Source organism: Haloferax sp. S1W (genome assembly GCF_044593955.1).
Lineage (GTDB): Archaea > Halobacteriota > Halobacteria > Halobacteriales > Haloferacaceae > Haloferax.
Window position 1 is genome coordinate 324,233 of sequence record NZ_CP172596.1, and the last position, 22,531, is coordinate 346,763.

General features: G+C 62.4%; 20 protein-coding genes and 1 pseudogene. 13 read left to right on the forward strand and 8 right to left on the reverse strand.

The genetic code is table 11. The annotated features are described in order from the left end of the window. Window positions 1–67: 67 nt before the first annotated feature. From ACH9L7_RS17620 to ACH9L7_RS17630, 3 genes are all read left to right on the forward strand, one after another. The gene (locus ACH9L7_RS17620; RefSeq protein ID WP_396613445.1) at window positions 68–1,237 is read left to right on the forward strand and encodes a sugar phosphate nucleotidyltransferase; all 1,170 of its coding nucleotides are present in this window, start codon (window positions 68–70) and stop codon (window positions 1,235–1,237) included. After that, window positions 1,237–3,054 carry a glutamine--fructose-6-phosphate transaminase (isomerizing) gene (gene glmS, locus ACH9L7_RS17625; RefSeq protein WP_396613446.1) on the forward strand — a complete coding sequence of 606 codons (1,818 nt, stop codon included), beginning with the start codon at window positions 1,237–1,239 and terminating at the stop codon, window positions 3,052–3,054. The genes ACH9L7_RS17620 and glmS overlap by 1 nt, the downstream gene beginning before the upstream one ends. Before the next feature lie 312 nt (window positions 3,055–3,366). Continuing rightward, window positions 3,367–3,924: an ArsR/SmtB family transcription factor gene (locus ACH9L7_RS17630; RefSeq protein WP_396613447.1), complete on the forward strand. Its 558-nt coding sequence runs from the start codon at window positions 3,367–3,369 to the stop codon at window positions 3,922–3,924. Window positions 3,925–4,024: 100 nt separating this feature from the next. Here ACH9L7_RS17630 and ACH9L7_RS17635 read toward each other — a convergent pair whose 3' ends face one another. Further along, on the reverse strand, window positions 4,025–4,246 hold the full coding sequence (locus ACH9L7_RS17635; protein ID WP_396613448.1) for a harpin-binding protein: 222 nt from the start codon (window positions 4,244–4,246) through the stop codon (window positions 4,025–4,027). 185 nt (window positions 4,247–4,431) lie between these two features. On the opposite strand from ACH9L7_RS17635, the gene ACH9L7_RS17640 reads away from it, so the two are divergent. Next, entirely contained in the window at window positions 4,432–5,199 is a 768-nt protein-coding gene (locus ACH9L7_RS17640; protein WP_396613449.1) for a DICT sensory domain-containing protein, read from the forward strand. Window positions 5,200–5,248: 49 nt separating this feature from the next. Here ACH9L7_RS17640 and ACH9L7_RS17645 read toward each other — a convergent pair whose 3' ends face one another. Further along, window positions 5,249–6,322 carry a sensor histidine kinase gene (locus ACH9L7_RS17645; protein ID WP_396613450.1) on the reverse strand — a complete coding sequence of 358 codons (1,074 nt, stop codon included), beginning with the start codon at window positions 6,320–6,322 and terminating at the stop codon, window positions 5,249–5,251. A 119-nt stretch (window positions 6,323–6,441) separates the two neighbouring features. On the opposite strand from ACH9L7_RS17645, the gene ACH9L7_RS17650 reads away from it, so the two are divergent. Continuing rightward, window positions 6,442–6,798, forward strand: a complete 357-nt coding sequence (locus ACH9L7_RS17650) for a hypothetical protein (protein ID WP_396613451.1) — start codon at window positions 6,442–6,444, stop codon at window positions 6,796–6,798. 21 nt (window positions 6,799–6,819) lie between these two features. On the opposite strand, the gene ACH9L7_RS17655 is transcribed toward ACH9L7_RS17650, so the two are convergent. Then, window positions 6,820–7,233, reverse strand: a complete 414-nt coding sequence (locus ACH9L7_RS17655; RefSeq protein ID WP_396613452.1) for a hypothetical protein — start codon at window positions 7,231–7,233, stop codon at window positions 6,820–6,822. 188 nt (window positions 7,234–7,421) lie between these two features. Here ACH9L7_RS17655 and ACH9L7_RS17660 point away from each other — a divergent pair, with 188 nt between their 5' ends. Beyond that, entirely contained in the window at window positions 7,422–7,793 is a 372-nt protein-coding gene (locus tag ACH9L7_RS17660) for a winged helix-turn-helix transcriptional regulator (RefSeq protein WP_396613453.1), read from the forward strand. A gap of 33 nt (window positions 7,794–7,826) precedes the next feature. Here ACH9L7_RS17660 and ACH9L7_RS17665 read toward each other — a convergent pair whose 3' ends face one another. Continuing rightward, entirely contained in the window at window positions 7,827–8,270 is a 444-nt protein-coding gene (locus ACH9L7_RS17665) for an Rrf2 family transcriptional regulator (RefSeq protein WP_396613454.1), read from the reverse strand. A 225-nt stretch (window positions 8,271–8,495) separates the two neighbouring features. Next, window positions 8,496–9,848, reverse strand: a complete 1,353-nt coding sequence (locus ACH9L7_RS17670) for a response regulator (protein ID WP_396613455.1) — start codon at window positions 9,846–9,848, stop codon at window positions 8,496–8,498. Between the two features lie 137 nt (window positions 9,849–9,985). On the opposite strand from ACH9L7_RS17670, the gene glmM reads away from it, so the two are divergent. Beyond that, window positions 9,986–11,293, forward strand: coding sequence for a phosphoglucosamine mutase (gene glmM, locus ACH9L7_RS17675; RefSeq protein WP_396613456.1), 1,308 nt, complete (start codon window positions 9,986–9,988; stop codon window positions 11,291–11,293). Window positions 11,294–11,333: 40 nt separating this feature from the next. Here the strand turns inward: glmM and glmU are convergent, their stop codons facing one another. Continuing rightward, window positions 11,334–12,542, reverse strand: coding sequence for a bifunctional sugar-1-phosphate nucleotidylyltransferase/acetyltransferase (gene glmU, locus ACH9L7_RS17680; RefSeq protein ID WP_396613457.1), 1,209 nt, complete (start codon window positions 12,540–12,542; stop codon window positions 11,334–11,336). Between the two features lie 493 nt (window positions 12,543–13,035). On the opposite strand from glmU, the gene ACH9L7_RS17685 reads away from it, so the two are divergent. Further along, window positions 13,036–14,112 (forward strand): guanosine monophosphate reductase, encoded by a 1,077-nt coding sequence (locus tag ACH9L7_RS17685; RefSeq protein WP_396613458.1) that lies wholly within the window; start codon window positions 13,036–13,038, stop codon window positions 14,110–14,112. 117 nt (window positions 14,113–14,229) lie between these two features. Here the strand turns inward: ACH9L7_RS17685 and ACH9L7_RS17690 are convergent, their stop codons facing one another. After that, window positions 14,230–15,057: a hypothetical protein gene (locus ACH9L7_RS17690; RefSeq protein WP_396613459.1), complete on the reverse strand. Its 828-nt coding sequence runs from the start codon at window positions 15,055–15,057 to the stop codon at window positions 14,230–14,232. Between the two features lie 261 nt (window positions 15,058–15,318). Next, the gene (locus ACH9L7_RS17695; RefSeq protein ID WP_396613636.1) at window positions 15,319–16,452 is read right to left on the reverse strand and encodes an MFS transporter; all 1,134 of its coding nucleotides are present in this window, start codon (window positions 16,450–16,452) and stop codon (window positions 15,319–15,321) included. 256 nt (window positions 16,453–16,708) lie between these two features. On the opposite strand from ACH9L7_RS17695, the gene hutU reads away from it, so the two are divergent. The 5 genes and pseudogenes from hutU to ACH9L7_RS17720 form a co-directional block, all read left to right on the forward strand. Then, a complete protein-coding gene (hutU, locus tag ACH9L7_RS17700; RefSeq protein ID WP_396613460.1) occupies window positions 16,709–18,448 on the forward strand; it encodes a urocanate hydratase in 1,740 nt (579 codons plus the stop codon). Then, window positions 18,445–19,374 (forward strand): formimidoylglutamase, encoded by a 930-nt coding sequence (hutG, locus tag ACH9L7_RS17705; protein WP_396613461.1) that lies wholly within the window; start codon window positions 18,445–18,447, stop codon window positions 19,372–19,374. The genes hutU and hutG overlap by 4 nt, the downstream gene beginning before the upstream one ends. After that, on the forward strand, window positions 19,367–20,596 hold the full coding sequence (gene hutI / locus ACH9L7_RS17710) for an imidazolonepropionase (protein ID WP_396613462.1): 1,230 nt from the start codon (window positions 19,367–19,369) through the stop codon (window positions 20,594–20,596). The genes hutG and hutI overlap by 8 nt, the downstream gene beginning before the upstream one ends. Beyond that, window positions 20,589–22,169, forward strand: a complete 1,581-nt coding sequence (gene hutH, locus ACH9L7_RS17715) for a histidine ammonia-lyase (protein WP_396613463.1) — start codon at window positions 20,589–20,591, stop codon at window positions 22,167–22,169. The genes hutI and hutH overlap by 8 nt, the downstream gene beginning before the upstream one ends. Beyond that, window positions 22,156–22,485: pseudogene (locus tag ACH9L7_RS17720) on the forward strand (IS6 family transposase); the annotation flags it as partial. The gene hutH and the pseudogene ACH9L7_RS17720, both read left to right, overlap by 14 nt. Window positions 22,486–22,531 lie beyond the last annotated feature (46 nt).

Consider the following 22,531-nt stretch of genomic DNA (forward strand, 5'->3'; position numbering starts at 1 on the left):
TCTCCTGTATGACTTGGATATGCTCACGTAGTGCGCAGTCTCGCCCCTCGGGAGCCGGGAGGGACAGATGAACGACCGTCTCACCGAGGCTGTCGTCCTCGCCGCAGGCGAAGGGCGCAGACTTCGTCCCCTCACGACATTCCAGCCGAAACCCATGCTTCCGGTCGCCAACCGACCAGTGCTCGAATACGTCCTCGACGCCCTGCTCGAATCCGGAATCGAACACGTCGTCTTGGTCGTCGGCTACCGAGGAGACCGTATCAGGACCTTCGTGACGACTCGCTATCCCGACGCGAACATCGAGTTCGTTCAGCAGGACGTCCGACTCGGGAGTGGACACGCCCTCCTACAGGCTGAAGGGACGGTTGACGGACCGTTCCTCGTCTGCAACGGCGACAACGTCATCGACGCCGACATCGTCTCGTCGGTCCTCGAACGGTTCTCGATGACGAACTCTGTCGCGACGGTTGCCGTTGCGAAATCCGAGACGCCCGAGGAGTACGGCGTCGTCATCGCGAACGAAGGACGAATCTCCGACATCGACGAACACCCGACCCAGACGGCGGGGTATCTCGTGAACGCTGGCGTGTACGTCTTCGAACAGAACGTCTTCGACGCGCTCCGGCGCACCCCTCCCTACGAGGGTGAGACGCGACTCCCCGACGTGTTCCAGCAGTTCGACGGACTCGTCACCTCGGTCCTCGTCAACGGTGGATGGCTCGACCCGTCTCACCCGTGGGGACTACTCTCCGTGACCGAATCCCTGCTCTTACGACCTGGATTGTCCGGTATTGCGGACTCGGCACGACTGCACGATAACGCGGTCGTAGAGGAGTCGGTCGTCGTCGGCACGGACTGCGATATCGGGCCGGGGGCGGTCATCCACGCTGGAACCTGCCTCCAGAACAACGTCGTCGTGGGTGCTAACACCGTCGTCGAGCGGTCTATCATCGCGGCCGACGCCCGTATCGGTGCTGGCGTCGTTCTCCGCGACTCGGTGGTCGGTCCCGGTGCGACCATCGGCGACGGCGTCGTCTCTCCTGGCGGTCGCGGCGACGTGGTCATCGACGGCCGACTGTACACTGACCGTCGCCTCGGGAGCATCGTCGGTGACCGCGCGTCTGTCGGTGCCAACTCGACACTCGCGCCCGGAAGCCGTGTCGGAGCGGAGGCGAGCGTGGGGGTCGGAATGGTCTTGAGTGGCGATGTCCGCGAACGCGTGGAGGTGACGAACTGATGTGCGGAATCACCGCCTGCATCGGCACCGCCGATTCGGTCGACCCGCTCATGTCCGGACTCAAGCGACTCGAATACCGCGGCTACGACTCCGCCGGTCTCGCCGTCAAAGGGCAGGACGGTCTCTCACTGACCAAGCGCGTCGGCGAAGTGTCGGAACTCGCCTCCGCTGTCGAACAGGACTCGCTCGACGGGACGTTCGGCATCGGCCACACCCGCTGGGCGACCCACGGCGGCGTCACCAACGAGAACGCGCACCCGCACACCGACGAGTCCGGGAACATTGCGGTCGTCCACAACGGAATCATCGGGAACTTCCAATCGCTCCGGACTGAGCTCGAAGCCAACGGCCACGTCTTTTCGAGCGAAACCGACACCGAGGTCGTTCCCCACCTCATCGAAGAGAGCCTCCGCGACGGTGCAACCCCCGAAGAGGCCTTCCGGTCCGCCGTCGGTCGCCTCTCGGGAACGTACGCGCTCGCTGCAATCATCGGTGACGAAGACGCGATTTTCGCCACGCGTTCCGGGTCGCCGCTGGTTCTCGGCATCGGTGACGGGGAATACTTCCTCGCGAGCGACGTGCCCGCGTTCATCCCGTACACAGACCGGGTCGTCTACCTCCACGACGGCGATTTCGTCGTCACGACGCGTGACGGATACACCATCTCCGACGCGGCGGGTCGCCCCGTCGACCGTTCAGTCGAGACGGTCGATTGGGACCCCGAGACGGCGACGAAAGGCGGCTACGAGCACTTCATGTACAAGGAGATACACGAGCAACCGGGCGCGCTTCGGCGGACTATCCACGGGCGCTTGAATCCGCTCAGTGGTGGCGTCGAACTCGAAGAGTTCCCGTCCGGAACCTTCGCCGACGTGCGGCAGATACACCTCGTGGCGATGGGGACTTCGCACCACGCGGGGATGTACGCCGCGTCGCTCCTGTCCGCGCTGGACATTCCGGCGTTTCCCTTCATGGCCGGTGAGTACGCCGTGACCGTCCCGCCAGTGACGCCGGGAACGCTTGTCATCGCCGTCTCGCAGTCCGGTGAGACGGCCGACACGCTCGATGCGGTCCGTCGCGCACGCGCCGCCGGTGCGAAGACGCTCGCGCTCACGAACGTCGTCGGGTCGTCGATAACCCGCGAGTGCGACGACGAGTTGCTCATCCGAGCGGGGCCGGAAATCGGCGTTGCCGCGACGAAGACGTTCTCGTCTCAGGTGACGGCGCTCACCCTTCTCGCCGAGCGTATCGTCGAGGACGTGACCGGAACCGCCTCTACCGATGCGGCCGAGATAATCGACGCGCTTTCTCGACTTCCCGGCGACGTGCAGGAAATCCTCGATACCTCGACTTCGAGGGACGTTGCGGCGGAGTACCAAGACAGCGATGCGTACTTCTTCATCGGCCGTGGAGTCGCCCACCCCGTCGCGCTCGAAGGGGCGCTGAAATTCAAGGAGATATCCTACGAGCACGCCGAAGGGTTCGCGGCGTCCGAACTCAAACACGGGCCGCTCGCGCTCGTCACTCCGTTTACTCCCGTGTTCGCCATCTTCACCGGCAAGGAGGACGAAGCGACGTTGAGCAACGTCAAGGAGGTACAGGCACGCGGTGCACCCGTCATCGCCGTCACCAGTGACCGCGACGGCGAAATCGCGGAGTTCGCCGACCACGTACTCTCCATTCCGGAGACGCACCCGGACGTGGCGGGCATCCTCGCGAACGTTCAACTGCAACTCGTGGCGTACCACGCGGCGAAACTGCTCGACCGGCCAATCGACAAACCACGCAACCTCGCAAAGTGTGTGACTGTCGAGTGAGCGACCCAGATTCGCTTGTCGGTTCCTGAACCCGCGCTTTCCCTCACCCGCCCTCTCGACTCGCCCTCTCGCATACTCTCACTCGTTTCTTTCTTCAACGCTTACTTCGCTTCCCTCTCGCTCACCTCCGCTTCTCCTCTTACCTACTCCCCTCTCACTCACCCGCTTCTCCCCTCACCTTCCCCGCCGACCTCAAATATTTAGTATTCGAGCAGTAGAAGCGCTGACGGACGGAAGTTCGATATTCATTTCCATTTATATGCCACTGTTTCCCCACCATTACATAACCCTCGCGGGCGTTACTAGGTACCAATGACCCGACGGGATATCGTAGACGACGTGCTTTCGTCGTCGGACGAACTGGACGGCCCGTTGACCGACGAGTCGGTCACGGCAACCGAAGGGTCGGTCCCCACGGTGCCGCAGAACACCGACGAAGAACTCCTCGATGCACTCGGCGACGAGGTTTCGAGGGACGTGATTCGGGCGTGTAAGCAGAACCCGATGACGGCCGAGCAACTCGCCGAGAACTGCGGCGTCTCGGAGTCGACGATTTACCGCCGTTTAGAGATGCTCTCGTCGCTCGGTCTGGTCGAGCGGACACAACGCGTCGAGTCCCCGAGCAAGACGTGTTACGAGACTGTCGTCGACGGGCTTTCCATCCACATCGGCGAGACGCTGCGCGTCGAAGCGGGTGCGAGCGACTACGTCGTCAACGCGATGCGAACGCTGCTCACTGCGATTGACGTCCAACAACTCTCGTACGACCGGAGTTCGAACACCGTTGACGCTCGGTTCGAACTCGAACCCCATCTCCTTGACGCGCTGGTCGAACTGTACGTCCGCGACACGTCGTCCAGAGAGCAGTGACCAGTGGACCGACCCGGCCGTCGTACACGGGTCGAATAGCCCGTCAAATGGGCTTTTCCCGCTGTGCAAACCGAGGCGAAATTGAGTAACTAGCGGCGGGTTAGCGCCGCCAGGATTCGTCCACCTCAGTGAGGACGAGTTCGACTGCTTTGACAGGCTGTCCGGCGGCGATGAGCCGCCACGCCGTCGCCGCCGTCACCGGCCCAATCGACTGGGACGCTTCGAGACCGGCCACGATACCGGGAGCTTCGAGCGCGTACCAGTCGGAGACGTCCTCGCTTTCTCCGGTCGTCTCCGACGGCTGCGTACGCTCGGAAATCATAGATAAAAATTCGACCCACTCGGCCATAGTTAGGGAGTACTGTAACCCGATAACCACGCCTTACCAGTCGGATAACCGGTGACTTTCGCAGTGCTGACAGTCTCGTCTGCGTCTGACAGTCACGTCTGCGTGACCGTAGTTACACAAAGAGTAAAATACCAGTGTGACTGTTCTTTCTGGCATCGATGTCGCTCAGTGACCTGATTGATAGCGTTGCCGCGTCGGAGAAGACGCTGACGGTGTTCAACCCGGACGGAGCGGTTGCTGACCGACTCGCCGAACACTTCAAGAACCGGAACCTCACGGTCACCGCTGCAAGTTCCCCTCACGGCCCGTCGAACTACGCCGTCCTCAGCACAGGCGAGACGTTTCACACTGCGGTCGCAGTCGAGGACCTTCTCGTCACCCCGGACCGCGTCGAACCCGGGTTCGAACGAGAACCGTACGTCCCGATTCTCGACTATCTCGACGAGACGCTCTTTACCTCCTACGACCGCGGCCAGATGCTCGCCGCGACACGCGAGATAGAAGACCGGGCGTGGCGAGTCGGTGCTGGACACCTCTACGCCGGGTTCCAGACCGGAGAGAACCTCCGGGAGCAACTCCCCGCATATCAACGTCTCGGCGACCGAGGCGACCTCTCGGTCCACGCGTACGCCTACCCGTCCTGCGAGGTGCCACCGGCCGAGACGTTCCAACTGCACCTCGCGCGCGCCGAGGAGATTCGAACGTCGTGGTTCGTCGTCTACGACGGCAACGAAATCAACGACTACAAATGCGCCCTCGTCGCCGAGGAAGCGACGCGGGGGACCGGATTTACCGGCTTTTGGACGTACGACCCCTTGACCGTCGACTACCTCGTCGACTACCTGCGGACGACGTACACCAGCATCGAATCCGACGGGATGGGCCGCCGTGGGTTCCCGTCGTTTCCGAGCCATCTCGGACACTGAGTTCGGGTTCGCGGGTACCGACCGCCCGTCTCACCGGCGGCGAACCCCGTCACTGTGCGCGGTTCGCTGTCGAATAACCCGTCTCGGACGGCGACGAAGTGACGTTGACGCCGTAGAACTCGAAGCGAGCGCCGCCGTCGTCGCTGGATGTGACGCTGAGGTCCCACCCGTGGCCGCCCGCGATTTCGTCGACGAGGGCTAAGCCGAGACCGGTCCCTCCCGCGGACGACTCGCCCGGTGTGAAGACCTCGCCACGTTTCGACTCGGGGATACCCGGACCGTCGTCCTCGACGTAGAACCCCGTGTCTAACAGTCCGACTCTGATAGTCGCGTCCGTCCCCGCGTGTTCGATTGCGTTCCGAAAGAGGTTCTCGAACGCTTCCTGCAAAAACCGGCCGTCGGCGACGATTACCGCTCCACCCCCGTCCGTGTGGAGTGTTGCATCCGCCGTTCCGACGTTCGACCACGCCCCCGAAACGACGGCATCGAACGAGACCGGCGACGGGTCGATAGCGTCGGGGCCGAGTCGGGCAAGCGAGAGCACGTCGTCGATTATCTCGTCCATGCGGTCTAACGCGTCCGTGGCGGGTTCGAGATGTTCGACTTCGCCGGTTTCGCGGGCGAGTTCGACTCGTCCGCGCGCGACCGTCATCGGATTTCTGAGGTCGTGAGAGACGACCGAGGTGAACGTTTCGAGGCGCTCGTTTTGCTCGACGAGACGTTGGTCACGCTCTGCGAGTTCTTGCTCGCGCTGGTCTCGAAACCGCGACCACTGGACGAGTCCCACGAGGAGCGTGATACTCCCGACTAGCATGGTGGCTTCCTTTCCCAGGAACTCCAGCACCGGTGGGTAGGTGATGAATTCGTCGAGAACGTCCATGACGCCGTAGAGCGCGAACAGGGTCAACCCGATGCCGAACAGGTTCTTGATGCGAAGTGGTTGCCGAATCCCCTCGAGGACGAACAACATCCAGAACACGAACAGTAAGAAGAGCGAATCGGTGACGGTTTCCAGACCAATGTCGAGTGAGGAGACCGGATACAGAAGAACCTGTCCGACTGCGAATACGAGACAGAGGAGGAACGTCCCTGCAAGCCGCTTCCGAGGGCCGATTCGGTGCATCTACTGGCCGTTGTGACGAGAGTATCTGTTAAAACCGTACCGGCCGACCCGTCGGCTACCGGAATCAGTTTCGAGAACTAGAGACGAACATATAGAAACGAGACACCCAATCGAGATGTATGGTAGACGGAATCCTCCTCGATTCCTCGAAACTCAAAGCCAAGGTCAAAGGCGGTCGCGCCGGTGCGAAGATTGCCGGCATGAAGTACATCGGCTACGAAGTCGCCGTCACGGAACACAGTGTCCACGTCTATGGAAACCAGTGTAATGCCGACATTCGCGAGGAAGAATACCGATATCTCGTCATCCCGTTCGACTCGATTCGGGGGTTCGAACTGAAGGACCTCACCGACCGCGGGCGGACATTGGAGATTCACGCACTCGACGACGATGTCGTCCTCCACTCGGAGAACCAGTCGCGACTCTCGGAGAACCTGAAGCGAATCTTCCTTCTCATTTCGACACTGCTGGCCTGAGTCGAGGGTCGATAGCTCGAACTACCGCTTCGTCGGCCGGATGAACTCGACGGTCGCATCACCCTCCGGGGACCAGTCCTCGCGCCCTTCGAGTGCCGCTTTCGACCAGTAGTCCGTGGTCGGGTCTGTCTCGACGCCGTCGTCGTCCCACCAACAGCGGGCCTCGACTTTGACGCGCCGATTCGGGTCCGGCGCGTCCGTCGCCGCGGTATCGGTCACGAGGGCGACGACGCCTGTCACCGATGTCGTCACGAGAACGTACTGGCCCTTCTGGACGCACCCCTCGGGGTCGTCGACGAAGTGGTCGTCGAAAACCCAGACGTGCAGGTGCTTGCTGCGGCGAATCAACACCGACGTCTCGAAGTCGAACACGCCACTGCCTGCTGACTCGCTTGTACCGACGACTGTCGTAGAGAACGTTGCACCTACAGCCATGCTATCTCTACGCACTCAACAGGGACAACCGCTTCGGCAGCGACCCCCGGCGGGGACAACTACCCTGTTCTCGCATCAACAACAACTCTACTCCCACACCAACGACCACTCTGTTCTCACATCAAGTAACATTATGCAACCAGGTTCCTGACCGAACCACTAAAGATGCTTGGCTGCTACCACGACGTATGGCCTCGAATGCGGAACTCAACGAAGCGGCGTGTCCGATTATCAACTCTATCGAGCAAATCGGGTCGCAGTGGCGCCTCATCGTCCTTCACGACCTTCAGGAGGGCGAAAAGCGGTTCAACGAACTGAAGCGCTCGACCGGTGCGAGTTCGCGGACGCTCTCGCGCGTACTCGACGACCTCCAAGAGACGAGTTTCGTCGACCGGCGACTCGAAGAAGACGCCCCCGTCGCAACCTACTACTCTCTAACCGCGAAAGGGGAGTCTCTGTGTCCGGTCTTCGACGAAATCGAACAGTGGGCGAGCGAGTGGCTCGACGGTGAGAGCGACCAGCCAGCGGTCGATATCGAGCCGGCGGAGACCACCGCCTGAGTGAACGTTCTCGGTGAAACGACGACCGGTTTGTCAGACTTCGAGCGCCGTGTTGTCTGCGGCGTCGAAAATAGTTTCGTGAACGTCGGCGATAGAGACTGAATCGAGTTCGTCGAGCATCGCCTGGACTGCTGGTTCGAGGAATTCACCGAGCACGGGCTGGATGTGCTCGCCGACGGTACATTCGTCGTTCGGTTCGTTCGCGTGGAAACAGAACGGCTCTGGGTCCTCGACCGCCTCGTAGACATCGCGGAGCGAAATGTTCTCGGGAGTTCGTGCCAGCGTGAACCCACCGGTTGGTCCGCGTTTGGAATCGACGAGTTCCGCCTCCCGAAGTGAGCAAAGGAGCTGCCGAATGACGACGGGATTCGTATTGACGCTCCAGGCGAGGCGGTCGGAGGACAGCCGTTCGTCGCTCCGCACGGCCAGGTTCGTGAGCACGTGGGTCGCGACGACGAATCGGCTGCTGTTCGACATACACTACGATTCGCCCCCCGTCCATTTTAGGCTTCACGGTGAGTCCGCCGCCGGTCACGACGGGTCGTAGATATTCAACCCACAAACCAATTGAGGGGTTTTAGTTTGAAAACGGCTCTCGAATCGGAACAATGGTTGGGGATGTGGTTCTTGACCCCGAAACAGAAAACGATTTAACGGATACTGTCTCTGGACGAACGCGTCCACGAGCGTTCGAGGGTGCTCTCAGTTCGAGTTCAGGGATTTTCTCCGAGCGTCAACGTCGGTTGCCTGCAGGAGCGTGATGACGACAGTGTCTGCGACTTCGGCCGCAAAGGTTCGCTCGTCGGTTCGCCAGTCGCGTGGTTCTCCGACGTGTTCGTGGCAGACGACGCCGACGACATCGCCGCCGGACCTGAGTGTCGCATCGAGCATCGAGGTCACTGCGTTCGGTTCGAGGTAATCGCCGCGCAACTCCCTCGTCAGTGGGTTGGTCTGCGCGTCGGCGACTCCAATCGAGCGATTCGATTCGAGCGCCGCGAAGTAGTCTGGATACTCGGCCGCGGAGAGTCGGTCGCCCGACGTGAAGCGTCCCGTCGTCCGGTCGTAGAGACACTTACAGTGTAGCGTCGTCCCTGAATCGTCGGCTAACCAGATGCTGACTCTGTCCACGTCGAGCGTTTCGGCCACCGTCTCTGTGATGTGTCTGACCGCCTCGTCGAACGACCCGGTCAGTATCGCGTCGCTCGTCGCCATCTCGATGAGCGCCGCCTGCTGGCGCTCGTGGCGCTCGCGTTCGAGTACGTCTTCAGTCACGTCTCTGAGTACGGTAACCGCCCCTTCGCTCCGTCCGCCGTCGGTTAGAATCGGCGAGATGCTTCCGTTGACGTATCGCGCGACACCGTTGGTCGGGACGAGTTTCGTACTGTCGTCGAGTTCGATTGCCTGCCCGTCGTCCAACACCACCGCCGATGGTGTGCGGTGCGCTCCAGTTTTTTCGTCCACGAGGTAAAACACATCGTCGAGGTGTTCTCCCACTGCGTCGGTCGCGTCCCGCCCGGACAGTTTCTCCGCGGTTCGATTCATCTTGACAATCTCGTCGCGTTCGTTTGTCGCGACGACGGCTTCCGCGATGGAGTCCAGTGTGATTTCGAGGTGGGCTTCCCGCTCTCGAAGTCGCCGTTGAGCCTGTCGATGTCGGGCGAGTTGCTCTATCGTCTGCAGCAACACGCTGTACTGTGCCGTGGGGTCGCCACCTTTCTGGAGGTATCTGTCGGCACCGAGGTTGAGCGCCTCGATTGCGACTTCCTCTCGGCTGCGCCCGGTGAAGATGATGACCGGAATGGACGACCCTCGTTCCCGACGGAGTTCTTCTAGTAGTTCGAGTCCTGATAGTTCGGGCATCTGGAGGTCCGAAACAAGTACGTCGAACTGCTGGTCGTCGAGTATCCGGAGTGCGTCCACCGGTGAGTTCGTCGTCTCGATTTCGATGGTGTCGCCTTGCGACTCCAGGAATTGCTTCGTGAGTGCCAGCAACCCCTCGTCGTCGTCGACATAGAGGACACGGATGCCCGGTGAGTTCCTCGTCCCGTGTGCCATGTACCGCGCCAATTCTCCACCGGCCGTGATAACTGTGTGGCTTAGTGAAATATATCTATTGTTTACATATGTTCGTTGGTGACCACCGACGTTCTCCGGTGTGAGGACTTACATATCAGGGCTGGGTGACGTGTGATATGTTCGGCACGAGCGGTATTCGCGGTGCGGTCGGTGGGAGTATCACCGCCTCGCTGGCGGTCGACCTCGGGCGAGCGGTCGCCTCTGAAGGGTACGAACACGTCGTCGTCGGGCGTGATTCGAGAGAGAGTGGTCGGGTCCTCGTCGACGCACTTTCTGCGGGCGCACGAGAGTGCGGCGCCGATGTCACCGCTCTCGGGTTGGCCTCGACGCCGACCGTCGCAAGAGCAATCGAGGCGTACGACGCCGACGTAGGCGTCTCGGTTACGGCGTCTCACAACCCCGAGACGGACAACGGATTCAAACTCTGGAATCCGTCGGGACAGGCGTTCGGTGCGTCCCAACGCGACGCCATCGAAGCGCGACTGGCCGACGACGAGTACGAACTCACCGGGTGGGACGGCCACGGGAGCAAGATGACGAGGCACGACGCGGTCGACCGCCACGCTGCCGCGCTCGAATCGGCGGTCGATATTGTCGACTCACTCGACATTATCGTGGACGTGGGCAACGGTGCCGGGCAGGTGACAGCGACTGCGCTGACTGCCCTCGGATGCCACGTCGAGACGCTCAACGCCCAACCAGACGGGAGCTTTCCCGCGCGTCCAAGCGAACCGACCGCCGAGACATGTGCCCGCCTCTCGGAAGTCGTTGCGGCCACTGACGCGGACCTCGGAATCGCCCACGACGGCGACGCCGACCGGATGATGGCCGTCTCTGAGGACGGCGAGTTCCTCTCCGGTGACGCCTTGCTCGCGCTGTTCGCGCGCCACGCCATCGACGACGACCACCGGAAGATTGCGGCCCCACTGAACACCAGCCTCGCCGTGGACGACTACATCGACCCGGTCGGCGGGACCGTCGAGCGCACCAAAGTTGGCGACGTGTACGTCGCAGAGGCGCTTTCACAACCCGGATTCGCCTTCGGCGGCGAGCCGTCGGGCGCGTGGATTTGGCCCGGCCAGACGCGGTGTCCGGACGGTCCGCTGGCCGCCTGCACGCTGGCAGCGCTCGTCAGTGAGGCAGCGTCGCTCTCGTCGCTGCTCGCGGATTTCGAAGCGTACCCGATTCGACGAGAGAGCATCGAGACTGACGAGAAAGAAGCGACGATGGAGCGCGTCGAACAGCGCGTGCTGGCGTCGTACGACGATGTAGAGACGATAGACGGTGTCCGTGTCGCGTTCGACGACGGGTGGTTCCTCGTCCGCGCCAGCGGCACACAACCGCTCGTCCGGGTGACTGCTGAGGCCCGTGACGCGGACCGTGCCGACGAACTGCTCGACGCGGCCCAGTCGCTTCTCGACTAGCCTCGTTCTCTGGGGATACGAGCCTCGTTCTCCGGGAACCTTACTCGTCCGAGCGTTCGTTGATTCTGTCGTAGAGGACTGACTCGGCGGGTTTCGTCATTCCGTCGGTCGGGAGACGAACGCCCGCGTTCAACGACGTGTTGATGCCGGTTTTGGCCTCGTCGCCGAGCACCACGCCGTACTTCCGGCGGCCGGTCGAGACGAGTTCGCCTTTGACCATCTGTCGGACGGACTCGCCGTCGTGTCGGAGATTAGCGACTTTCGTCCCCGCGCCGAAGTTCACGTCACGGCCGAGGATGCTGTCGCCGACGTACGAGAGGTGGCCGACCGTCGCGCCTTCCATCAGCACGCTGTTTTTCACTTCGACAGCGTGGCCGACTTTCGCGCCCTCTCCGACGACTGTCGCCCCACGGACGTACGCGTTCGGCCCCACCGTTGCACCTCGGCGGACGAGGGCGGGACCTTCGATGACGACGCCCGACCGTACTGTTGCGCCGTCTTCGACGACGACCGGGCCGCTGAGTTCGGCGTCGTCGGAGACGTCGCCGTCGATTCGGGGGTCCAGTTCGGAGAGTTTCCACTCGTTCGCTTCGAGGAGTTCCCACGGTCGGCCAACGTCCAGCCATCGGTCGAAGGCGACGGCCTGTACGTCGTACTCGTCGCAGGTGCGTGCGAGCACGTCGGTCAGTTCGAGTTCGCCGCGGTCGCTCTCTTCGACGTTCAGCCACTGTTGTGCCTCGGCCGGGAAGACGTACGACCCGGCGTTGATGAGGTTCGACGGCGGGTGCTCTGGTTTCTCGACCACGCCGGAGATGAACCCATCGGTGTCAGTGTCCAAGACACCGTAGGCACTTGGGTTGTCCACGGTGAACGACCCGACTGCCGGGACCGTGTCGTACAGCGTCGAAAGGGAGGGTACGTCGTAGAGTGCGTCCCCGTTGAGGACGACGAACGGTTCGTCGTCGAGGGACGATGCAGCGGCGCGGACTGCGTCAGCAGTTCCACGCTGTTTTTCTTGGACGGCGAATTCGACGGGGACGCCCGCCCGCTCGTCGCCGAAGAACGACCGAACGGCTTCGGCTTCGTAGCCGACGACGATGGTCAGTTTCGTCGCTCCCGCCTCGATTGCTGCGTCGGCGGTGTGGGCGACGAGCGGCCTGTCGGTGACGGGGAGCATCGGCTTGGGTCGCCGGTCGGTGAGCGGACGCATTCGCGTCCCCCGTCCGGCAGCGAGGATGACAGTCTGCATGTATCTCATCGAGCACTCGCCCGAAGGAAATGTCTTCCGCCAGATTAGTCGGACGACCGCCTCGCAGTCGATAGTTCGGACGCCACGCTCTGTGGGTTGAAAGCGGAAATCGGAGGGCAGAGGAGCGGAGGGGAGAGTCCGTCCGTTTAGTGGGTGCCTCTGACCACCTACCGACACCGACGTACAGCGAGACGGTCGGTTCGGCATCGCATTCTCAAAAACCTCGGATAAAATCAGTTCCGAATTCGTCGCTCGGCGCTCAGACGATGTGAATTATTCGGGCGCAGCGCAGCCGCTCGTCGAGAATTTGAACCACACGGCGTGCGTAGCACGAAAATGTTGGGGTTACGATTGGATGGAGATTCGCACGTAACGCGACGCCGTGTGTTGCTAAACGAACGATACCCAGCAGGTAATAGTTTCGTTCCGCGGCGACACGCTCTCCTTTCGGTGCACCTATATTCATACACCCCTTCGGCTGTGGAGGGTTACGATGGAGATTCGCACAGGTCTCTCGTATGGAGATGTATTGCTGGTTCCACAGCGTTCGCCGGTCGATAGCCGGAGCGACGTGGACCTCTCGACTAACGTGACGCCGGACCTTCGGTTAGACACGCCACTCGTCAGTGCGGCGATGGACACGGTCACCGAAGACGAACTCGCGGCTGAACTCTCGAATCTGGGCGGGATGGGTGTCATACACCGGTTCCTTACTATCGAAGAGCAATCTCAGCAGGTCCGCAGCGTCGCGGAGCGCGGCGGGACGGTCGCCGGCGCAATCGGTATCAACGAAGACTATCTCGACCGGGCGGAAGCGCTCGTCAACGCTGGCGCTGATGCCGTCGTGATGGACATCGCTCACGGACACATGGAGCGGTGTCTCGACGCCGTTTCCGCCATCGACGACGAGTTTGACATCGAAATCGTCGCTGGGAACGTCGTCACGCCGGAAGCCGTCGAAGACCTCTACGAAGCCGGTGCCGGGTGTGTGAAAGTCGGCGTCGGTCCCGGGTCGCACTGTACGACCCGACAGGTTGCGGGTGCCGGGTACCCGCAACTGACGGCTGTCTCAGACTGCGCCGAACGCGCCCACGAACTCGGTATCCACGTGATGGCCGACGGCGGTATCCGAACCTCCGGAGATGCCGCGAAGGCGCTCATGGCGGGCGCAGACACGGTCATGATGGGCAGTTTCTTCGCCGGCACCGACGAGGCACCGGGTCGCGTCGTCGAAGTCGACGGGAAATCCTACAAACAGTCGCGCGGCATGGCATCCGTCGAGGCGGCGGACGACCGATGCGACAAGGAGAGCGACGTTGCTGCCGGAGAGGGAATCGAGGCGTTGACGCCCTACGACGGCCCGCTCGCGCCGCTCGTCGAGGAGTTCCTCGCCGGGATTCGGTCGGGCGTGAGTTACTGCGGCGGCCACACGATTCAGGCCGCGCGCGAGAAGGCGTCGTTCATTCGCGTCCTCGACGGCGCGAAGGAACGCGAGGGTGCTCACGGCGTCGTCTTCACCGAAGGAACGGTCGAAGTCGAAGAAGAAGCCGAACAGCTCCTGGCAAACTAGCGTCGCCCGGCCCGTCCGGGTAGCGTCCCGTCGAACAGCCGTTGGCCTTTCGATAGTGGATTCTGTCGTCTCGCGCGCTGGCTCAGGCGGCGAGTACCACGACGAAGAAACGTCCTCTCAGAGCTGTTGCTGCATTTCGTCGGTTAGTTCGATTTCGAAAAACCGAGACCCGCACTCCTCGCAAGCGACGGCGAACACTTCGAACGAGCGGCAGCACGACTCGACGGTCTCTTGGTCTATGTTGACCGGCGCACCGCACTCGGTACACGTTCCGAGGAACATCCGCAGCGAGTTGAGCACCTGACTCCGGTTGACGACGTGCATCTCCCCCCAGTCGTCGTCCCACTCGCGGAGCGCTCTGTCGGCCGCGAGGTCCGCGCGAAGGGCGGCTTTCGACTCCCACTGACCGATTTGCCGTCCGTTTATCATCACGACCGCAGCCTCGTTCGTTAGCTTTCGGACTTCGTACTCCGTCTCGTTGTCCAGTTCGAGGAGGTCATCGATGCCTAGATTCTCGTCGTCGCGCTCTCTCAGTGCGTCGGTGTGTGCTTGCCACGCGTTCTCGAACTCCGGGTCGAGACAGAGGTCGTCGACGTTCTCGCACTCGGTGAGCACGTCCAGTGAGTACAGCGTCTGTTCGATGTCGATGTCCTTCACTTCGTCCAGCGTCGGCTCGTCTTCGACGGATGACTGTTTGTCGAACCGTCGGAGAACGCGGTCCGGGAGGTACCGCTTCGTAATCGTGGGGGTGTACGGGACGAGATAGCCGCGGAGATAGATGAGGGTGAGTGAGACCGCAAACACGAACAGTCCGGCCGGAATCCAAAGCAGCGCCAAGAGTCCTGCGGCAACTGCAGCGATACCGACGTTCAGAACTGTACACGGCGTACAACGGTTCTCACCGGTGTACTCCGGCCGCCGAACCTGGTCAATCACGTGTGGCATCTTCGCGTTCGATTACTGTATCGTGAGACTATTTATTAAGTATGGCATTATTTACGTGCCTCACCGCTGGGATGTAATCTCGACACTGACCGTGACTGTCTCGGCACCAACGACTGTTCCGGTAGTCTGTCTCTAACGGTGGTTAGAGACTTCAAAACGGACACGTCGTCGGTCGATTTCGAGAGGTGATACCATTACACATGTACTATTGTAAGTAATACTGACAATATCAGCCGAGAGAATTTCTCGAATTGGGTTGTTTCACTCGATTCGTGTGTCCCAATAGAGCAGCCCGGACGCGACCACGAGACAACCGGTGAGTCCTGCAAATGCGGTCACGTACCCGACATAGGTTGCGACGATGCCGACGTACGCCGGTCCGAGGGCGTTCGCTCCTAAAAAGAGCGCGCGGGCGGCACCGAGGTCTGCGCCCATGTCTCCATCGGGTGCGTTATCAACGATGATGGCATCGGCAAGCGGGAATTCCATCTTGTACCCGACTGCCAGCACGACGATAGCGACGTAGATGACCGGCTGCGCGTTCACGACCGACAGTAACGCGAGCGCCCCCGCCGCGACGAGCAACCCGACGACCGCGATTGATTCCCTTCGGAATCGGTCGCTCAGGCCGCCAGCAACCGGTTTAATTGCGATTCCGACGACGAAGACGATGGCGAAGGCGGCGCTCGCAAACTGCTCGGTGAAGCCTTTCGCTTCGATGAGGTAGGTCGGAAGGAAGTTGATGAAGCCGCCGACCATGAAGTAAAAGAGTGCGAAGGCGGCGAGCGTCCGACGCTGTTCGGGACTCGAGACGAGTCGTTCGACGGTCTTCGAGAGGTCGAGCCGCGGCGACCCGATGGCGTAGCCCTCGTTCGACCAGAGCGCGAAGACGATAGTGAGGCCCGCAAGTGCGGCCGCGACGGGCAGGAAGGGCGTCCGCCACGAAGCGTAGGTGAGCGCGAGGATTGCCAGCCCCGACGCGAGAAGGCCGCCGAGGTCGGTTCCGGCAGCATACAGTCCAAGCGCGCGCCCGCGACGTCCAACGAAGAGGTCGGACAGCAGTGCGCGCGACGGGATGGCGAACAGGCCTTTTCCGAAGCCGATGATTCCCACGGCCGCGACGAAGCCAGCGAGACCACCGGAAAGGCCGAGTGTGGCAAATCCGACGACGAGAATAGCGAGTCCCGGCACGATGAGCGTCGCTCTCGTCCATCGGTCGGAATACTCGCCGCCGGGATACTGTGTGAGTGCGTAAATCCCCTGAAAGAGTGCGAGGGCGATTCCTGCCGTCGCCTCGGTTATCTGGAGGTCGTCAATGATGGTCGGAAGCAACGGCGACAGGAGAAACCGCCCCGTCTGAAGGAGCGCCCATCCAAGCGAGACAGTAAGTAACATCCGGCCGTGGTAGCCCACGAGTAACGGTTTGCCGGATGCTGTCTGTCGAGGCACACCCGTCCTATGTAGACCCGCTACCAGTGAGTTACGGTTCTCGAAGCGACGATGAGTCGCCTGCGATTTTCGGAATGTTTTCGGCTGACTCCGAACTGTGCGGTTCGCTCCCGTGTGTTGCAGCGTCGAATCTGGATCATTTATAAAGTCATGGGCGTATGGCAAGCAAATTGCTACCAATAATCGCCACAAAGTACTGGGTATGAGCAAAGAGCAGGCGAAAACCCGAGACGAGCGGTTCGGCGAACCGAGCGAGCAGTGGAAGGAGTACCAAGGGTCTCCAACGGGGACCGACCTGACCGAGTGTCAGTCGTGGCGGCAGGAGGCGGCCTTCCGGATGCTCAACAACAACCTCGACCCCGAGGTTGCCGAGCGCCCCGAGGACCTCGTCGTCTACGGCGGGACCGGTCGTGCGGCCCGGTCGTGGGACGCCTACGACGCGATTCTCGACGAACTCCGGAACTTGGACGACGACGAGACGCTTCTGGTCCAGTCCGGCAAGCCCGTCGGCAAGTTCCCGACCCACGAGCGCGCCCCGCGCGTCCTCATCGCGAACTCGAACCTCGTCGGCCACTGGGACAACTGGGAACACTTCCACGAACTGGAAGCCGAGGGCAAAATCATGTACGGTCAGATGACTGCGGGGTCGTGGGCGTACATCGGCACGCAGGGCATCATTCAGGGGACCTACGAGACGCTGGCCGAACTCGCCCGGCAGCATTACGACAGCGACCTGCAAAGTAAACTCGTCGTGACTGGCGGACTCGGTGGTATGAGTGGCGCGCAACCGCTCGCGGTGACGATGAACCACGGCGTCTGTATCGCGGCCGAAGTCCAACCCGACCGTATCGAGCGCCGCGTCGAGACGGACTACCTGATGGACTACGCCGACTCGCTGGACGAGGCGCTGGCGAACGCGAAGGACGCCCTCGAAGCGGGCGAACCCTACAGCGTCGGCGTCGAGATGAACGTCGCCGACATGCTCGAAGAGCTCTTGGCGCGCGACGAGATTCCGGACATCGTCACCGACCAGACGAGCGCCCACGACGAACTCGAAGGCTACTACCCGAGCGGCTACACCGCCGCAGAGGCAGACGAACTCCGCGACGAGGACCCCGAGACGTACGTCGAAGAGAGCCTCGACACGATGGAGCGCCACGTGCAGGCCATTCTCGACCTGCAGGACGAGGGGGCTATCGCCTTCGAATATGGCAACAACATCCGCGGGCAGGTGAAGAACCACCGCGGGATGGACAACGCCTTCGACTTCCCCGGGTTCGTCCCGGCCTACATCCGGCCGATGTTCTGCCGCGGGCGCGGTCCGTTCCGTTGGGCGGCACTCTCTGGCGACCCCGAGGACATCTACCGCACCGACGAGGCAATCCGAGAGCTGTTCCCCGAAAACGAGTCGCTCATGCGCTGGATCGACCTGGCACAGGAGCAGGTGTCCTTCCAGGGACTCCCCTCCCGTGTCTGCTGGCTCGGCTACGAGACCGACGAAGAGGGCATCACCGAGCGCGCCCGCTTCGCGCTGAAGATTAACGAACTCGTCGCGTCCGGCGAAGTCTCCGCACCGGTCGTCGTCACCCGTGACCACCTCGACGCCGGGTCTGTCGCCAGCCCCAACCGCGAGACGGAAGCCATGCAGGACGGCACGGACGCCGTCGCCGACTGGCCCATCCTGAACGCGCTCGTCAACACGGCTTCGGGTGCCGACATCGTCAGCGTTCACGACGGCGGCGGCGTCGGCATCGGCAACTCGCTGCACAGCAACAACCACGTCGTCCTCGACGGGTCCGAACTTGCGGCCAAGAAGGCCCGTGCGGTGTTCACGACTGACCCCGGTATGGGCGTCATCCGGCACGCAGACGCTGGCTACGACGACGCGCTCGACGAGGCGACCAAGTCGAACGTCCATATCCCAATGCGAGACGACGAATGATGTTCCACGAACCATCGCAGTGGGAGGGAACGTCGTCCGACCCGAACGACGAGCAGTTCGGCCACGTCGTCGAGACGGCCGACATCGATGCCGCCAGCGACTACGACGCCGTCTTCGTCGGCGAACCCTACGACGGCGCGGTCATCGGCCGCAAAGGTGCCCGCGACGGTCCGCAGGCAATTCGGAACTCGCTCGCCGGTATCAAGACCCACCACTACGACGAAGGGCCGGTCGCCAACCTCGCCGACCTCGGTAACGTTCCGGTCGACGAGATTGCCGGTGGTGTCGCCGACGTTCAGTCCCACATCGCGGACACCGCGGCCCAGGTCTACGAGCGCGGTGCATTCCCGGTCTTCCTCGGCGGCGACAACTCGCTTTCCGTCGCCAACGTCACGCCGCTTCTCGCAGACGACGTTTCGGTCGGCGTCATCAGTTTCGATGCCCACCTCGACTGCCGCGAACCGCAAGACGGCCCGTCCAGCGGGACGCCGTATCACCAACTGTTCGACGCCGGACTCGACACCCTCGCGGTCGTCGGCGCGCGCCACTTCGAAACCTCGACCGTGTACGCGGACTTCCTCGGCGAACAGGGCGGGACGATTCTGACCGCAGAAGAAGTCGGGCGCAACCCCGAAGAGGCCGCGGACTTCGCACTCGACGCACTCGCGTCGTGCGACGTCGTCTACGTCAGCCTCGACGTGGACGTACTCGACGAGACGGCCGCACCGGGCGTCAGCGCGCCGACGCCGGGCGGCATCTCGACCCGCGAACTGTACTCGATGCTCCGCCGCGTCGCGTCGGATTCGCGCGTCGCCGGGTTCGAAGTCGTCGAATGCGCGCCTTCGCTCGACACATCCGGTCGGACCTCGCGCGCCGCCGCACGCGCTGCTGCCCACTTCCTTGCAGGGGTGACGAACAATGAGTGAACACGAACAACTAACGGTTGTCTACGGTGCTGAAGAGGTCGTCGTCGGTCCTGACGACGAAACGGGCGTCGAAGTCCTCGAAGACGCTGCTGTCGCCGCAGTCGACGGCCACGTCGTCGCTGTCGGTCCGACCGACGAAGTCCTCGACGAGTTCCCGGTCGAAGACGCGGACACCGCACTCGATGCATCCGGGCAGACGGTCCTGCCGGGGTTCGTCGACCCGCACACCCACGCGGTGTTCGCGGGTGACCGCTCCGACGAGTTCGTCGCCAAACTCAAAGGGAAGACCTACGAGGAGATTCTGGAGGCAGGCGGCGGTATTCTCCGGACTGTCGAGGCGGTCCGCACCGCATCCGAAGCGGAACTCGCGGCGAACCTCACAGAGCACCTCGACGCGATGCTCGAACACGGGACGACCACCGTCGAAGTGAAGTCCGGATACGGACTCGACACCGAGACGGAACTCAAGATGCTCGCCGCTATCGACGAGGCGGGTTCGGACCATCCGGTCGATGTCATCCCGACGTTCATGGGTGCCCACGCGGTACCGCGCGATGTCGATACCGAGGAGTACGTCGAGGAAGTCGTCTCCGAGCAACTTCCGGCCGTCGCCGAGCAAGGCGTCGCCGAATTCTGCGACGTGTTCTGCGAACGCGGGGTCTTCACCGCCAAGCAGTCGCGCCGCATCCTCGAAGCGGGCCGCGAATACGGTCTCACGCCGAAGATTCACGCCGACGAGTTCGCCGCAATCGGCGGGACCGATGTCGCTGCCGACGTCGGCGCTGTAAGCGCAGACCACCTGCTCCAGACCGACGCGGAGGGTCGCGAGACGCTGGTCGAAGGAGGCGTGGTGCCCGTCATGCTTCCCGGTACGGCGTTCGGTCTGGGTGCCGAGTACGCCGACGCACGAGCATTCCTCGACGCTGGCCACGAAGTCGCACTCGCTAGCGACTTCAACCCCAACTGCTTTGGAAGAAGTATGGGATTCGTCGCTACCCTCGGAAGCGTCGGCATGCGTATGACGCCACACGAGGCCATCCGGAGTATCACGAGTACCGCGGCCAAGGCGGTCGACAGAACCGACGGAACCGGCACGCTCCGTCAGGGAAGCCCCGCGGACCTCGTCGTCCTCGACACGCCGACGGCGACGCACCTCTCGTACCGCTTCGACACGAATCCCGTTTCGACCGTGCTGAAATCGGGGGTGGTCGTCCATGAGTGACCGCGCTGTCCAACGCGACGCTGTTGTCGTCGACGGCGAGTCGCTCGTCCCCGAAGACGTTGTGGCGGTCGCACGCTACGACGCCCGCGTCGAACTCGACGACGACGCCCGCGAGCGCATGCAGGAATCGCGGGAACGCGTCGAGTCGGTCGTCGAATCCGGCGAACCGGTCTACGGCGTCAATACCGGGTTCGGTCACCTCGTCGAGACGCACATCGACGAAGAAGACATCGAGCAACTCCAGACCAACCTCGTCCGCAGTCACTCCGCGGGCGCTGGTCGGGAACTCACGCGCGAGGAAGTCCGGTCGATGATGCTCACGCGGGTGAACACGCTCGCAAAGGGCTACTCCGGTATTCGCCCCTCCGTTGTGGACCACCTCGTGACGATGCTCAACGAGGGCGTCCATCCGGTTGTCCGCTCTCGCGGAAGCCTCGGTGCGAGCGGTGACCTTGCTCCGCTCGCCCACATGGCGCTTGTCCTCATCGGCGGCGGCGAGGCAATCGTCGATGGCGAGCGACTCTCGGGCGAGGAGGCGCTGGCGACTGCTGACCTCGAACCGGTCACGCTCGCCTCGAAGGAAGGACTCGCGCTCATCAACGGGACGCAACTCACCGTCGGTCTCGCCTCGCTGTTCGTCGTCGACGCCGAGGAGATTCTCGACGCGGCGGACGCTGCTGGCGCGCTCACGACCGAAGTGACGATGGGGACCACGGCGAACTGCGACCCCAAAATCCACGAGGCTCGTCCGCACCCCGGCCAGAAAGAAAGCGCCGCGGCGATTCGCCGCCTGACCGACGGTTCGACCGTCCTCGAATCCCACAAGGACTGCGAGCGAGTGCAGGACGCCTACTCGATTCGCTGTCTCCCGCAGGTACACGGCGCTGTCAAAGACGCCGTTTCCCACCTCCGCGAGGCGGTCGAAGTCGAACTCAACAGCGCGACCGACAACCCGCTCGTCTTTGAGGCTGGTTCGGTCGACGAGCGCGCTCCCGGAACCGACGTCGCGGCGGTCGTCTCCGCCGGTAACTTCCACGGCGAACCGCTCGCGCTTCGCTTGGACTACGCCGCCGGTGCGCTCACCGACCTCGCGGCAATCTCGGAGCGCCGCGCCGACCGGATGCTGAATCCGGAAGTCCAAGAGGAGTACCTGCCGCCGTTCCTGACCGAACACAGTGGCCTCCGCTCGGGGTACATGATTGCGCAGTACACCGCGGCGGCGCTCCTCAACGAGTGTCGGTCGTTCGGCCGTCCGTCCATCGACTCGACGCCAGTCAGCGGCGGACAGGAAGACCACGTGAGCATGAGTGGTCAAAGCGCCCTCAACGCCCGACTTGTCGCGGAGAACGTCGCGACTATCGTCGGCGTCGAACTCCTCTGCGGGTCGCAGGCGGCCGAATTCCTCGACGAGGGTCTGGAACTCGGTGACGGAACCGGCGCGGTCCGCGACGAAGTCCGCGCTGTCGTCCCGCCGCTCGACGAGGATAGACCGCTCGACGAGGAGTTAGAGACGGTTGCCGACCTCGTCCGCTTCGGTGCGATTCGCGCCGCTGCCGAATCGGCACTCGACTAATCCGGCTGCTGCGTTTCTCCATCGACTCTCGGAGAAACACGATCTCTCAGACACTATGTTTCTCGTTGATGGCTACGATTATCAGACTGCCCGCTCTTGATTAGGGTTGAGCGGTCGGCTTGACTACGTCGAGCGAAACCTCATCGAAAAGTGGTTTCACACCCTCCAAATGCGAGTCGACCGCGTCCATAATTCGTGGGTGGGCAGTCATGGAAGCGTCCGCGAATGGTTTATACAATTTTCGCAATACTATAACTTCCAACGACCGCATCAATCGCTCGACGGACGAACACCAGCTGACGAGGTCACTAACTAGATAGTGCCGTATATTCACAACATTGAATGAGTAATAGTTGGGGAAG

Bases quoted from the DNA above. Each gene is read 5' to 3' on its own strand.
- ACH9L7_RS17660 (WP_396613453.1), top strand. From the start codon at position 7,422: ATGGCCTCGAATGCGGAACTCAACGAAGCGGCGTGTCCGATTATCAAC.
- ACH9L7_RS17620 (WP_396613445.1), top strand. From the start codon at position 68: ATGAACGACCGTCTCACCGAGGCTGTCGTCCTCGCCGCAGGCGAAGGG.
- ACH9L7_RS17635 (WP_396613448.1), bottom strand. From the start codon at position 4,246: ATGATTTCCGAGCGTACGCAGCCGTCGGAGACGACCGGAGAAAGCGAG.
- hutH (WP_396613463.1), top strand. From the start codon at position 20,589: ATGAGTGACCGCGCTGTCCAACGCGACGCTGTTGTCGTCGACGGCGAG.
- ACH9L7_RS17630 (WP_396613447.1), top strand. From the start codon at position 3,367: ATGACCCGACGGGATATCGTAGACGACGTGCTTTCGTCGTCGGACGAA.
- hutG (WP_396613461.1), top strand. From the start codon at position 18,445: ATGATGTTCCACGAACCATCGCAGTGGGAGGGAACGTCGTCCGACCCG.
- ACH9L7_RS17695 (WP_396613636.1), bottom strand. From the start codon at position 16,452: ATGTTACTTACTGTCTCGCTTGGATGGGCGCTCCTTCAGACGGGGCGG.
- ACH9L7_RS17640 (WP_396613449.1), top strand. From the start codon at position 4,432: ATGTCGCTCAGTGACCTGATTGATAGCGTTGCCGCGTCGGAGAAGACG.
- ACH9L7_RS17650 (WP_396613451.1), top strand. From the start codon at position 6,442: ATGGTAGACGGAATCCTCCTCGATTCCTCGAAACTCAAAGCCAAGGTC.
- glmS (WP_396613446.1), top strand. From the start codon at position 1,237: ATGTGCGGAATCACCGCCTGCATCGGCACCGCCGATTCGGTCGACCCG.
- glmU (WP_396613457.1), bottom strand. From the start codon at position 12,542: ATGCAGACTGTCATCCTCGCTGCCGGACGGGGGACGCGAATGCGTCCG.
- ACH9L7_RS17690 (WP_396613459.1), bottom strand. From the start codon at position 15,057: ATGCCACACGTGATTGACCAGGTTCGGCGGCCGGAGTACACCGGTGAG.
- ACH9L7_RS17645 (WP_396613450.1), bottom strand. From the start codon at position 6,322: ATGCACCGAATCGGCCCTCGGAAGCGGCTTGCAGGGACGTTCCTCCTC.
- ACH9L7_RS17685 (WP_396613458.1), top strand. From the start codon at position 13,036: ATGGAGATTCGCACAGGTCTCTCGTATGGAGATGTATTGCTGGTTCCA.
- ACH9L7_RS17655 (WP_396613452.1), bottom strand. From the start codon at position 7,233: ATGGCTGTAGGTGCAACGTTCTCTACGACAGTCGTCGGTACAAGCGAG.
- glmM (WP_396613456.1), top strand. From the start codon at position 9,986: ATGTTCGGCACGAGCGGTATTCGCGGTGCGGTCGGTGGGAGTATCACC.
- hutU (WP_396613460.1), top strand. From the start codon at position 16,709: ATGAGCAAAGAGCAGGCGAAAACCCGAGACGAGCGGTTCGGCGAACCG.
- ACH9L7_RS17670 (WP_396613455.1), bottom strand. From the start codon at position 9,848: ATGGCACACGGGACGAGGAACTCACCGGGCATCCGTGTCCTCTATGTC.
- ACH9L7_RS17665 (WP_396613454.1), bottom strand. From the start codon at position 8,270: ATGTCGAACAGCAGCCGATTCGTCGTCGCGACCCACGTGCTCACGAAC.
- hutI (WP_396613462.1), top strand. From the start codon at position 19,367: ATGAGTGAACACGAACAACTAACGGTTGTCTACGGTGCTGAAGAGGTC.